The 12,738-nt window shown below is 72.9% G+C and carries 9 protein-coding genes; 4 read left to right on the top strand and 5 right to left on the bottom strand.

Annotated elements, in window-relative coordinates; genetic code table 11:
- Window positions 1-121 precede the first annotated feature (121 nt).
- Window positions 122-3,265, bottom strand: a complete 3,144-nt coding sequence (gene ileS, locus ACGF7U_RS31685; RefSeq protein ID WP_393113055.1) for an isoleucine--tRNA ligase — start codon at window positions 3,263-3,265, stop codon at window positions 122-124.
- 393 nt (window positions 3,266-3,658) lie between these two features.
- On the opposite strand from ileS, the gene ACGF7U_RS31680 reads away from it, so the two are divergent.
- Together ACGF7U_RS31680 and sigJ are read left to right on the top strand one after the other, a co-directional pair.
- A complete protein-coding gene (locus ACGF7U_RS31680; RefSeq protein ID WP_393113053.1) occupies window positions 3,659-4,099 on the top strand; it encodes a carboxymuconolactone decarboxylase family protein in 441 nt (146 codons plus the stop codon).
- Window positions 4,096-4,974, top strand: a complete 879-nt coding sequence (gene sigJ, locus ACGF7U_RS31675) for an RNA polymerase sigma factor SigJ (protein WP_393113051.1) — start codon at window positions 4,096-4,098, stop codon at window positions 4,972-4,974. Before ACGF7U_RS31680 ends, sigJ begins: the two co-directional genes overlap by 4 nt.
- A gap of 50 nt (window positions 4,975-5,024) precedes the next feature.
- On the opposite strand, the gene ndk is transcribed toward sigJ, so the two are convergent.
- Complete coding sequence (ndk, locus tag ACGF7U_RS31670) at window positions 5,025-5,450, bottom strand: nucleoside-diphosphate kinase (protein WP_393113049.1); 426 nt, start codon at window positions 5,448-5,450, stop codon at window positions 5,025-5,027.
- Window positions 5,451-5,593: 143 nt separating this feature from the next.
- On the opposite strand from ndk, the gene ACGF7U_RS31665 reads away from it, so the two are divergent.
- Window positions 5,594-6,946, top strand: a complete 1,353-nt coding sequence (locus tag ACGF7U_RS31665) for a VOC family protein (protein WP_393113047.1) — start codon at window positions 5,594-5,596, stop codon at window positions 6,944-6,946.
- A gap of 111 nt (window positions 6,947-7,057) precedes the next feature.
- On the opposite strand, the gene ACGF7U_RS31660 is transcribed toward ACGF7U_RS31665, so the two are convergent.
- The 3 genes from ACGF7U_RS31660 to ACGF7U_RS31650 are packed head-to-tail and all read right to left on the bottom strand — an operon-like array spanning window position 7,058 to window position 11,435.
- On the bottom strand, window positions 7,058-7,489 hold the full coding sequence (locus tag ACGF7U_RS31660; RefSeq protein ID WP_393113045.1) for a DUF4233 domain-containing protein: 432 nt from the start codon (window positions 7,487-7,489) through the stop codon (window positions 7,058-7,060).
- Window positions 7,486-8,820: a bifunctional folylpolyglutamate synthase/dihydrofolate synthase gene (locus ACGF7U_RS31655; RefSeq protein WP_393113043.1), complete on the bottom strand. Its 1,335-nt coding sequence runs from the start codon at window positions 8,818-8,820 to the stop codon at window positions 7,486-7,488. Before ACGF7U_RS31655 ends, ACGF7U_RS31660 begins: the two co-directional genes overlap by 4 nt.
- Window positions 8,817-11,435, bottom strand: a complete 2,619-nt coding sequence (locus ACGF7U_RS31650; protein WP_393113041.1) for a valine--tRNA ligase — start codon at window positions 11,433-11,435, stop codon at window positions 8,817-8,819. Before ACGF7U_RS31650 ends, ACGF7U_RS31655 begins: the two co-directional genes overlap by 4 nt.
- Before the next feature lie 69 nt (window positions 11,436-11,504).
- Here ACGF7U_RS31650 and ACGF7U_RS31645 point away from each other — a divergent pair, with 69 nt between their 5' ends.
- Window positions 11,505-12,188: a hypothetical protein gene (locus ACGF7U_RS31645; RefSeq protein ID WP_393113039.1), complete on the top strand. Its 684-nt coding sequence runs from the start codon at window positions 11,505-11,507 to the stop codon at window positions 12,186-12,188.
- Window positions 12,189-12,738 lie beyond the last annotated feature (550 nt).

The following is a 12,738-nucleotide window of genomic DNA, read 5'->3' as shown; positions in this document are numbered from 1 at the left end:
GCCCCGGGGGGGGCGGGGGGGGGGGGGGGCGGGGGGGGTGTCCGGGGGGGGGGGGGGGGGGGGGGGGGGGGGGGGGGGGGGGGGGGGGGCCCCCCCCCCCCCCCGCCACCGGCTCAGTCCCTCATACCCTGCGGACGGCGACCGTCACCCGGTCGCCCTCGCCGACCTCCCCGGTGAAGCCCGCCACCCCGTCGGCGAAGTCGACGGTGTCGGCGAGCACCTCCCGGGCGACGAAGTCGGTGAAGCCGGCCACCGCCGCGCGCACCTCCTCGGAGGCCGACAGCGCCACCACGATCCGGTCCGACACGTCCAGGTCGGCGTCCCGGCGGGCCTGCTGCACCACCCGGACGACGTCCCGGGCCAGCCCCTCGGCGGCCAGTTCCGGGGTGACCTCCGTGTCCAGCACGACCACGCCCTCGCCGCCGGGCAGCGGCGCGGAGTGCTCGGCGTCGGCGGCGACCAGGCGCAGCTCGTACTCGCCCTCGGCGAGGGTGACGCCGGCGGCGACCGGGGCGCCGTCGACCAGCTCCCACTCGCCCGCCTTGACCGCCTTGATGACCTGCTGCACCTGCTTGCCGACCCGCGGGCCGAGCGCCCGGGGCACCACGGTCAGCACCTGCTGGCAGTACGCGGACACCTCGTCGGTGAACTCCACCGACTTCACGTTGACCTCGTCGGCGACCAGGTCGGCGAAGGGCCGCAGCTGCGCCGCCACCGGGGAGGCGACGGTGAGCCTGGACAGCGGCAGCCGGACCCGCAGCCCCTTGGCCTTGCGCAGCGACAGCGCCGCCGAGGCGACCGCCCGGGTGGCGTCCATCGCGGCGACCAGATCGTGGTCGGCCGGGAACTGCGCCGCGTCCGGCCAGTCGGTCAGGTGCACCGACCGCTCGCCGGTCAGGCCGCGCCAGATCTCCTCCGCCGTCAGCGGCGCCAGCGGCGCCACCACCCGGCACAGCGTCTCCAGCACCGTCCACAGGGTGTCGAACGCCTCCGCGTCGCCGGACCAGAACCGGTCCCGCGAGCGGCGCACGTACCAGTTGGTCAGCGCGTCCAGGTAGGACCGCACGGTGGCGCAGGCGCCGGAGATGTCGTACGCGTCCATCTGCTCCTGGACCGTCGACACCAGCTCGTTGGTCTTCGCCAGCACGTACCGGTCGAGCAGGTGGGTGCTGTCCGTCCGGCGCCGCGCCGTGTGCCCGTCGGCGTTGGCGTAGAGCGAGAAGAAGTACCAGACGTTCCACAGCGGCAGCAGCACCTGCCGGACGGCGTCCCGGATCCCCGACTCGGTCACCGCCATGTCACCGCCGCGCAGCACCGGCGAGGACATCAGCATCCAGCGCATCGCGTCCGAGCCGTAGGAGTCGAACACGTGGTAGACGTCCGGGTAGTTGCGCAGGCTCTTGGACATCTTGCGCCCGTCGGAGCCGAGCAGGATGCCGTGGCTGAGGCAGTTGCGGAACGCCGGCCGGTCGAACAGCGCGGTGGCCAGCACGTGCATGGTGTAGAACCAGCCGCGGGTCTGCGCGATGTACTCGACGATGAAGTCGCCCGGGTAGTGGTGCTCGAACCAGTCGCGGTTCTCGAACGGGTAGTGCACCTGGGCGAACGGCATCGAGCCGGACTCGAACCAGCAGTCCAGCACCTCCGGCACCCGGCGCATCATCGACTTGCCGGTCGGGTCGTCCGGGTTGGGGCGGACCAGCTCGTCCACCGCCGGCCGGTGCAGGTCGGTCAGGCGTACGCCGAAGTCCCGCTCGATGTCGGCCAGCGAGCCGTACACGTCGATCCGCGGGTAGTTCGGGTCGTCGGACTTCCACACCGGGATCGGCGAGCCCCAGAACCGGTTGCGGCTGATCGACCAGTCGCGGGCGTTGGCCAGCCACTTGCCGAACGAGCCGTCCTTGATGTGCCCCGGCGTCCAGTTGATCTGCTGGTTCAGCTCGACCATCCGGTCCTTGAACTGCGTCACCGCGACGAACCACGACGACACCGCCTTGTAGACCAGCGGGGTGTCACAGCGCCAGCAGTGCGGGTAGGAGTGGGTGTAGGTGTCCTGCTTGAGCACCACCCCCCGCTCCTTCAGCTCCCGGATCACCGGCTTGTTGACGTCGAAGACCTGCTCGCCCTGATACGGCGGGACGAGCGCGGTGAAGCGGGTGTGGTCGTCCACCGTGACGATGGTCGGGATCCCGGCCGCGTTGCAGACGTTCTGGTCGTCCTCGCCGAAGGCCGGGGCCAGGTGGACGATCCCGGTGCCGTCCTCGGTGGTGACGAACTCCGCGCCGAGCACCTGGTAGGCGTTCTCCCCCGCCTGCTCGACGAGGAAGTCGAACAGCGGGGTGTAGCGGCGCCCGACGAGGTCGCGGCCGGACACGGTGCCGACCTGCTCGTACCCCTCCAGCTCCTTGGCGTACGCCGCGAGCCGGGCCGCCCCGACGACGTACCGCGCGCCCTCGCGCTCCAGCACCGCGTACTCGATGTCGGGGCCGACGGCGAGCGCGAGGTTGGACGGCAGGGTCCACGGCGTGGTGGTCCAGACGCCCAGCCGCACCGGCCCGCGCACCAACTCCGGCGCGCTCTCGTCGGGGGTCAGCTCGAACCACACCGACAGCGTCGGGTCGTGCCGGTCCCGGTAGACGTCGTCCATCCGGGTCTCGGTGTTCGACAGCGGCGTCTCGCAGCGCCAGCAGTACGCCAGCACCCGGAAGCCCTCGTAGATCAGACCCTTGTCGTGCAGGGTCTTGAAGGCCCACATGACGCTTTCCATGTAGTCCAGGTCGAGGGTCTTGTAGTCGTTGGCGAAGTCGACCCAGCGGGCCTGCCGGGTGACGTAGCGCTCCCAGTCCTGGGTGAACTCCAGCACCGAGCTGCGGCACGCCTCGTTGAACTGGGCCACGCCGAGGTCGAGGATCTCCGCCTTGCTCGTGATGCCGAGCTGCTTCTCGGCCACCACCTCGGCGGGCAGGCCGTGGCAGTCCCAGCCGAAGCGCCGCTCGACGTGCCTGCCGCGCATGGTCTGGTAGCGCGGCACCACGTCCTTGACGTACCCGGTGAAGAGGTGGCCGTAGTGGGGCAGGCCGTTGGCGAACGGCGGGCCGTCGTAGAAGACGTACTCGTTCTTCCCGTCGGTCCCGGTCGGCCGGGCTTCCACGGACGCCTCGAAGGTCTTGTCGGCCGTCCAGTGCTCCAGCACCCGGCGTTCGACCGCGGGCAGGTCCGGGCTCGCCGGGACGCCGGCGGTCGGGTCGTGCAACGGATAGGCCATCGGGGGTCGCTCTCCTCGCGCAGCTCACTCGTCGTGTGGGTCTGCGAGGACGAGCCTCTCGGGTACGCCTCGACGGCGCCCCCGGGCAGGCCCGCGGTACCACCCCGCTTGGCGGTCAGGATCGACCGCCCGCTCGTTGGCCGGCTGTGACGGGCCGGACCCGTCCGGTTCTACTGGGCCGGTCACCCGGCTGTTCTTCCGGAGGCTCACCGGTGATGGCCGGGTCATCGCCTTACGACCGTCAAGGTTACCCGACCTCCGGCGGAGATCGCCGCCGAGTAACGGGTGCGCCGCCCGGTCGGCGGGGATGACCGGCGTCACACGCCCCGACTGTCACGCCGCGCCCCGGTCGGCCCGTCGTGTGGGTGTCAGACACCGACCAGGGAGGTTCCCATGCAGCGGATCAACGCGGCCGAGGTGGCACCGCAGGTGTACCACGCCGTGCTGGGGCTGGAGAAGTACGTCCGGGCGAACGTCGATGACACCGTGCTCCACCTCGTGAAGCTGCGGGCGTCGATGCTGAACGGCTGCGCGTTCTGCGTCGACATGCACAGCCGGGACGCGCTCGCCGAGGGCGAGTCGAGCCGGCGGCTCTTCGCGGTCTCCACCTGGCGGGAGGCACCCTTCTTCGACGAGCGGGAACGGACGGCGCTGGCGCTCACCGACGCGGTGACCCGGCTGGGCGAGCACGGCGTGCCCGACGAGGTGTGGGACGCGGCGGCGAAGGTGTGGTCGGAGAAGGAGCTCGCCGACCTGCTGGTCGCGATCGCCACAATCAACGTGTGGAACCGGATCGCCGTGACCAGCCGGACCCAGCCGCCGCTGGACGTGTGACCACGGCCGGAGCGGCACAGGCGGCCGGTGCGCTCGACGCGCACCGGCCGATGCTGCTCGGCCTGGCGTACCGCCTGCTCGGCAGCCGGCACGACGCGGAGGACGTGCTCCAGGAGGCGTACCTGCGCTGGCTGGGGGCCGACCGGGCGGCGGTCGCGGAGCCGCGCCGCTACCTGTCCCGGGTGGTCACCCGGCTGGCGCTGGACCGGCTACGCGCCCGGCGGGCCGCCCGGGAGACGTACGTCGGGCCGTGGCTGCCCGAGCCGGTGCCGACCGCGCCGTCGCCGTTCGGGCCGCTGGACTCCGTCGAGCTGCGCGACTCTCTCTCCACCGCCCTGCTGCACCTGCTGGAACGGCTCACCCCGCCCGAGCGCGCGGTCTACGTGCTGCACACCGCCTTCGACCTGCCGTACGCCGAGATCGCCGAGATCCTGGACCGGTCGGTGGCGGACTGCCGGCAGCTGCACCACCGGGCGGCGGCCCGGATCGGGCAGGACCGGCGCCGGTTCACCGCCGACCGGGCCGAGCAGGAGCGACTGCTGGAGGCGTTCCTCGCCGCCGCCCGCGACGGCGACCTGGCGGCGCTGACCGGGTTGGTGGCGGCCGACGCCACCGCCTGGACCGACGGCGGCGGCCGGGTGAAGGCGGCACGCAAGCCGGTCACCGGCGCGCAGCGGGTGGCCCGTTTCTTCGCGGGCCTGTACGGCCCGGGCCGGCGCTACGCGGTGCGCCGGCTGGATCTCAACGGCCAGCCGGCCGCCCTGATGGTCCGCCCCGACGGCGGCACGTACGCGCTGACGGTGGGCGCGGCCGGCGGCCGGATCACCGGGTTCTACCTGGTCGGCAACCCGGACAAGCTGCGGTGGACGGCCTGACCGGGCGGTCGCGCCGGGTCCGGCGCGGCCGACGCTCGCGGCGGGGTGACTCAGCCCAGCTCGGGGAACCAGAGCGCGATCTCGCGCTTCGCGCTGTCCGGCGAGTCGGAGGCGTGCACCAGGTTCTCGCGGTTGGACAGCGAGAAGTCGCCGCGGATGGTGCCGGCCGCGGCCTTGCGCCCGTCGGTCGACCCGACCAGCCCGCGCACCACGTCGATGACCTGGTCGCCGGAGAGCACCAGCGCGACCAGCGGGCCGCCGGTCATGAAGTCCTTCAGCGGCGGGTAGAACGGCTTGTCCACGTGCTCGGCGTAGTGCTCGTCGGCCAGCGCGGCGTCCATCGTCCGGGACACCATCGCCTCGATCCGCAGCCCCTTGCGCTCGAAGCGGGAGATCACCTCGCCGACCAGCCCGCGGCGGACCGCGTCGGGCTTGATCAGTACGAGGGTGCGCTCATCGGGGCTGCTGCTGGACACGCTGGGTTCCTCCTGTGCGCGGAAGGCGGTCGGGCTGGGTACGGTCAGCCTAGCGACCCGGTCCCGGCGCCGGCGCGGCGGCCGGTCTTTCCCCCGGTGGCCGATCCGGCCTAGCCTGGCCCTTGACCCCCGGGAGGTCCACAGTGGCGAATGGCGGGAACCGGCCCATCGCGCCGGTACGCAAGCTGATCGCCGCGGTGCTCGGCACCGTGGCCACCTTCGTGATCCTCTTCGGGCTCGGCATGACCAGCTGGGCGATCGTGGCACTCGGGGTCGCCCTGCTGGTGCTGGCCATCGCGCTGGCCACCGTGCGCGGCGGCGGCCGCACCTGGGTGGTCGGCGTGGGCCACGTGCACAGCGCCTCCGAGCCGCCCACCCAGTACGCCTTCGGCCGCTGCGAGTTGCAGCTGGTGATCGACGCGCCGGGGCTGCCGCCCCGGTCCAAGAAGATCATCGAGCCGCGGGTGCCGGTGGCGAAGTGGCCGTCGCTGGGGCAGACGCTGCCGATCCGGGTGGCCCTGGACGACCAGCGACACGTCCGGGTGCTCTGGGACGAGGTGCCCACCCACGCCGAGACCGCCGCCACCGTCGCCGCCGACCTCCCGCCCGAGTACGCGGGCCCCGATCCGCTGGACGACGTGCTGATCCAGCAGGAGGCGCCGCCGTGGGCGGAGCGCGCGCCGGACGACGACTTCCGCGACGACTTCCGCGACGACTTCCGTGAGCCGCTTGTCGACCCGCTGGGCGATCCGCTCGGCGGGGAGCCCGCCGGCCGCCCCGAGGAGCGCGAGCCCGTCGTGGTGCACCAGCGCCCCGGCGGGCCGGTGGTGCTGGAGGGCACCCTCGTCGAGCAGCCCACGACCGGCACCCTGCCGCGCCGGGCCACCCCGACACCCCGACCGCCGGCGGAGGAGCGGTTCGACCCGCCCGCCCCCGCCGGCCCGCCCGCGCCGACGGATCCGCTCGACCCGATCGACCTGCCCCTGGACGACCCGATCCCGGGCCGCGACCGGGCGCGCGAGGAGCGGATCAGCCCGGAGGAACTGGACGAGGCGATCTTCGGTCCGGCCGGGGCCGACGGAGCGGCCGGCGAGACCGCAGCGGACGGCGACGACCTCGGTGCGCCGATCGCCGGGGTGGGGCTGACGCTGCTGGTCACCGACCTGCCCCGCTCGCTGGCGTTCTACCGGGACCTGGGTTTCACCGAGGTCGACCGCGGCTCCGGCAACGCGGTACTCGCCTCCGGGCACACCCGGCTGGTGCTGCGGGAGGTGACCGAGGCGGCGCCGATCAGCCGCCGGCTCGTGCACGTCAACCTCGAGGTGGACGACATCGACTCCGCGTACGAGCGGCTGCGCGGGACCGGCGTCCGCTTCACGTACGCCCCTCGGGTGGTCAACCGGGGCACGAAGCTGGAGGTGTGGGCCGCGGCGTTCCGCGACCCGGACGGCCACGGCATCGCCCTCACCCAGTGGCGCGAACGCGCCGACGCCTGAGCCCGTCGACCCGTCAGCCGGCCCGCCCTCGCGTCGGGCCGGTGCTTCTGCCCGTCCTTGCGTCGGGCCGGTGCTTCTGCCCGTCCGCCGGGCCGGCGCCCTGCCGGCTCGTCAGCCCAGGATGACCCGGCGGACGTGCAGGGCGTAGCCCCAGACCAGGGCGAAGACGACGCCCAGCGCGAGCAGGGACCAGTGCAGCAGGCCGGCCAGCATCAGCACTCCCTGCAGGACGGTGCCGGCGTGCCAGGCCCACGGCCGGCGCATCATGCCGGCCAGCAGCACCGCCGCCACGGCCAGCGCCACGACCGTCCCGATGGCCGCCCCGCCCAGATCGCCCCCGACGACCCGGATCGGCTGGATGGCCAGCACCAGCACCAGCGCCTCCAGGACCAGCGTGCCGGCCCCGAGCCCGCGGACCGCCCGGTCCGGGTTGCGCAGCCCGGACCGTCGCGGCCCACCCGCCGGCTGCCCGCCGGGGTCGCCCCCGGCGGCTGTGCCGTCCGGACGGCCGCCGCCCACGTCGCCCCGCTCCGGGCCGGTCATCGCTTCAGCAGCCGGCGGGCGTCGGCCACGGTCACCACCGACCCGGTGATCAGCACCCCGACCCCGCTCAGCTCTCCCGGTACGTCCTCCTCGGCCATCGCCACCGCCGTCTCGATCGCGTCCGGCATCTCCTCGGCGACCTCGACCCGGTCGGGGCCGAAGACCTCGGCGGCCAGCGCGGCCAACTCCCGGGCCGGCATCGCCCGGGGCGAGCTGTTCCGGGTCACCACGACCTGGTCGACCACCGGCTCCAACAGCTCCAGCAGGCTGGCCGCGTCCTTGTCGCCGAGGACGCCGACCACCGCCACCAGCTTGCTGAACGCGAACTCCTCCTGGAGCGCGGTGACCGTGGCGGCCATGCCGTGCGGGTTGTGCGCGCCGTCGAGCAGGATGGTCGGCGCACTGCGGACCCGCTCCAACCGGCCCGGCGAGGAGGCCGTCGCGAACCCCTCCCGGACGGCCTCGACGTCGAGCTGCCGCTTCGTGCCGGCACCGAGGAACGCCTCCACCGCCGCCAACGCCACCGCCGCGTTCTGCGCCTGGTGGGCGCCGTGCAACGGGAGGAAGATCTCCTCGTAGACGCCGCCCAGCCCCTGCAGGGTGAGCACCTGCCCGCCGACGGCGACCGCCTTGCGCAGCACGCCGAACTCCGAGCCCTCCCGGGCGACCGTCGCACCGACCTCGGCGCAGCGCTCCAGGATCGGGCGGGCCGCCTCCTCCTCCTGCGCCGCCGAGATGACCGTCGCGCCGGCGTGGATGATGCCCGCCTTGTGCAGGGCGATGTCCTGGATGGTGTCGCCGAGCCACTCGGTGTGGTCCAGCCCGATCGGGGTGATCACCGCGACGCCGGCCTGGAGCACGTTGGTCGAGTCCTCGGCGCCGCCGAGGCCCACCTCGACCACCGCCACGTCCACCGGCGCGTCGGCGAACGTCGCGAACGCGAGCGCGGTGGTCATGTCGAAGTACGTCAGCGGCTCCGCCGAGCGCTCGTCGACCAGCCGGGCCAGCGGCTCGACCTCCCGGTACGTGGCGGTGAACCGCTCCTCGCCCACCGGCTCGCCGTCCAGGCTGATCCGCTCCCGGACGGTCTCAAGGTGCGGGCTGGTGTAGCGGCCCGTGTGCAGCCCGAACGCCCGCAGCAGCGAGTCGATCATCCGGGCCGTCGAGGTCTTGCCGTTGGTGCCGGTCAGGTGGATCGACGGGTACGCCCGCTGCGGGCTGCCGAGCAGGTCCAGCAGCGACTCGATCTTGTCCAGCTCGAAGGCCATGCGGGTGAACCCGCGGCCCGCCAGCTCGGCCTCGACGGCGGCGAAATCGGTGCGGTCGGTCACGAGGGCAGCGCCTCCAGAGCGGCGTCGATGCGGACCAGGTCGGCCTCGGCCACGGCGAGTCGGTCACGGATCTTGGCGACCACCGGCTCCGGCGCCTTGCCGACGAAGGCCGGGTTGTCGAGCTTCGCCCGGGCCTGTGCGACCTCCTTCTCGGCGGCCGCCCGGTCCTTGGTGAGCCGGGCCCGCTCGGCGGCCACGTCGATCGACCCGCGGGTGTCCAGGGCCACGCTCACCTCGCCGGGCATGGCGAGCGTCGCGCTGGCCTGGAACGCGTCGCCGGCCGGGTCCAGCCGGACCAGCGACCGGATGAGCGGCTCGTGCGCGGCGATGCCGGCGGCGGCCAGGCCGTCGAGCCGGGCGGCGACCCGCTGCGTCGGGCGCAGCCCCTGGTCGGAGCGGAACCGCCGGATCTCGGTCACCACCCGCTGGACGGTGCCGACCTCGGCCTCGGCGGCGTCGTCGACTCCGGTACGGTCGGCGGCCGGCCAGGCGGCGGTCATCACCGTCTCGCCCCCGGTGAGCGCGGTCCACAGCTCATCGGTGACGAACGGGATGATCGGGTGCAGCAGCCGCAGCAGCTGGTCGAGCACGTGCCCGAGCACCCGCCGGGTGGCCTCGGCGGCCGGGCCGCCCTCGGCGAGCACCGGCTTGGTCAGCTCCACGTACCAGTCGCAGACGTCGTCCCAGGCGAAGTGGTACAGCAGGTCGCAGACCTTCGCGAACTCGTACGCCTCGAACTGCTCGTCCACCTCGGCGGTGACGTGCGCCAGCCGGGACAGGATCCACCGGTCGACGGTCGAGAGCTGCGCGGCCGCCGGCAGCGGGCCCTCGGTGTGCGCGCCGTTGATCAGCGCGAACCGGGTGGCGTTCCAGAGCTTGTTGCAGAAGTTGCGGGAACCCTGGCACCAGTCCTCGCTGACCGGGACGTCCTGGCCGGGGTTGGCGCCCCGGGCGAGGGTGAACCGGGTGGCGTCGGCGCCGAAGCGGTCGATCCAGTCCAGCGGGTCGACCACGTTCCCGAAGGACTTGGACATCTTCTTGCCGTGCTCGTCCCGGACCATGCCGTGCAGCGCGACGACGTCGAACGGCTGTCGGCCGTCCATCGCGTACAGGCCGAACATCATCATCCGGGCAACCCAGAAGAAGAGGATGTCGTAGCCGGTGACCAGGACGCTGGTCGGGTAGAACTTAGCCAGGTCGGGGGTCTGCTCCGGCCAGCCGAGCGTGGAGAACGGCCACAGTCCGCTGGAGAACCAGGTGTCCAGCACGTCCTCGTCCTGGTGCCAGCCCTCGCCCGTCGGCGGCTGCTCGTCGGGGCCGACGCAGACGATCTCGCCCTCGGGGCCGTACCAGACGGGGATGCGGTGACCCCACCACAGCTGCCGGGAGATGCACCAGTCGTGCATGTTGTCGACCCAGGCGAAGTACCGCTTGGCCAGCTCCGCCGGCTCGATCTTCACCCGGCCGTCGCGCACCGCGTCACCGGCCGCCTTGGCCAGCGGGGCGGTGTTCACGAACCACTGGAGCGACAGGCGCGGCTCGACGGTCGTCTTGCAGCGGGAGCAGTGCCCCACCGCGTGCACGTACGGCCGCTTCTCGGCCACGATGAGACCCTGCTCGCGCAGCGCCGCGACGATCGCCGGCCGGGCCTCGTACCGGTCCAGGCCCTCGAACGGGCCGGGCGCGGTGATGATGCCCCGCTCGTCCATGATCGTCAGGGACGGCAGGTCGTGCCGCTGACCGATCTCGAAGTCGTTCGGGTCGTGCGCCGGCGTCACCTTGACCATGCCGGTGCCGAAGCTGGGGTCGACGTGCTCGTCGGCGACGATCGGGATGCGCCGGTCGGTGAGCGGCACGGCCACCTCGGTGCCGATAAGGTGCCGGTAGCGCTCGTCGTCCGGGTGCACCGCCACGGCGGTGTCGCCGAGCATCGTCTCGGCCCGGGTGGTGGCCACCACGACCTCGTCGCTGTACCGGATCGAGATCAGCTCACCGTCGTCGTCGGTGTGCTCCACCTCGATGTCCGACAGCGCGGTCAGGCAGCGCGGGCACCAGTTGATGATGCGGTTGGCCCGGTAGATCAGGCCGTCGTCGAAGAGCTTCTTGAACATCGTCTGCACGGCCCGGGACAGGCCCGCGTCCATGGTGAAGCGCTCGCGGTCCCAGTCGACGGCGTCGCCGAGACGCCGCATCTGGCCCAGGATCGCGCCGCCGGACTCGGCCTTCCACTGCCACACCCGCTCGACGAACTTCTCCCGGCCGAGATCGTGGCGGGACAGGCCCTCCGTGGCGAGCTGGCGCTCGACCAGGTTCTGGGTGGCGATGCCGGCGTGGTCCATGCCCGGCAGCCAGAGCGCCTCGTAGCCCTGCATCCGCTTGCGGCGGTTCAACGCGTCCATCAGGGTGTGCTCGAACGCGTGGCCCATGTGCAGGGAGCCGGTGACGTTCGGCGGCGGGATGACGATGGTGAAGGGGGGCTTGTCGCTGTCCGCCGACGCCCGGAAGTGGCCGGCGGCTACCCACTGCTCGTACCGTCGCTGCTCTACCTCACCCGGTTGGTACTGGCCAGGCAGGGTCGGGGCTTCGGGGCGTCGGGCATCCGGTCTCTCGGTCACCCTGAAAGTCTACGGAGGGCTTCTCCGGACCCGACGTGCGCCACCTGCCGTTCGCGTACGGTGTCGGCTATGTCCGACGCACATCTCACCGAGCGGGCGGTCACCGACGGCTCCGAGCCGATCGACCTGACCGACGAGCCCATCCAGCTGAGCAACCGCGACCCGGAGCACGCCCCCGAGCGGCGGGCGGCGCGGTCGCGGCGTCGGCGGATCGCCTGGGCCGCGGCGGCGCTGGTCGGGCTCGCGGGAGCCGCCACGATCGGCACGGTGGGCTGGCGGGTGGCCCAGCAGAAGGACGCGGACCTGGTTACCCCGGACCGGGTCGCGGGCCTGGTCCGGGACGACAGCGAACGGGCCCGCAGCACGTCCGACTACCTGCGCAGTGGGTTCGCCGCCGACATCGACCTGGACAGCAGCTTCGGCACGGTCTACCGGGACCCGTCCGACGACAAGCGCTCGGTGCTCGTCTTCGGCGGCACGACCCTGCTCTGGCAGCCGGAGCGGGACCTGGACAGCCTCTTCGGCCTGCTGACCGACGAGACCGGCAAGGTGACGGGGCTGCGTGAGGTGCCGGCAGGCCGCCTGGGTGGCGTGATGAAGTGCGGCACCACCAGCGGCGACGGCGGCGACTTCGCTGTCTGCGGGTGGGCCGACCACGGCAGCGTCGTGATGGCCATGTTCCCCGGCCGCTCCGTCGACGACGCCGGCGGGCTGTTCCGCTCGATGCGCGAGGAGATGCAGACCCGCAAGTGACGGGGCTGCTCGGTGGTGCCTCGTCTGCTCGTTTCCGGTCGGGTCGGGCCGGCCGTACCGGTTGTTGCGATCCCGGGTGGGTTGGCGCGGGCCGTGGCGGTCGTTACTTCTCCCCTGGGGGCGCCCCGTGCCGGTTGTTGTGGCCTGGGGCGTCGTGGCGGTTGTTGCGGTTCGTGTTGCGGTGGGGTTGGGGCCCGCCGCGCCCGGCTCCGGGCGGTCAGGCTTGATCCCTGCGCCGGGCACGGCGGGCCCCAACCCCGTCGAGGTCGTCCGCCGTCCGGAGCTTTCCGGGCCGCGCGCCGCAACCCCCGGTCGCGGCCGTCCGCTGCCCGTGTCTTCCTGACGGCGGGCCGTGGCCCTCGCCGTGGTCGTCCCGTTGGGTGTCTTTCTGGTTCCCGTCACCGGTGCCTTGCGGCCTGGCCCGTGCAAGCTTCACGCGTGCCGCAATGGAGATGGGGCGGGGTACGGGAATGCGTTAAGGGCCACCCCCCTTTTGGGGGTGGCCCTTAACGAAAGAATGTCCGGCGGTGTCCTACTCTCCCACACCCTC

The organism is Micromonospora sp. NPDC047670 (assembly GCF_043204915.1).
Taxonomy (GTDB): domain Bacteria; phylum Actinomycetota; class Actinomycetes; order Mycobacteriales; family Micromonosporaceae; genus Micromonospora.
This window is presented reverse-complemented; position numbering and strand designations above follow the sequence as displayed.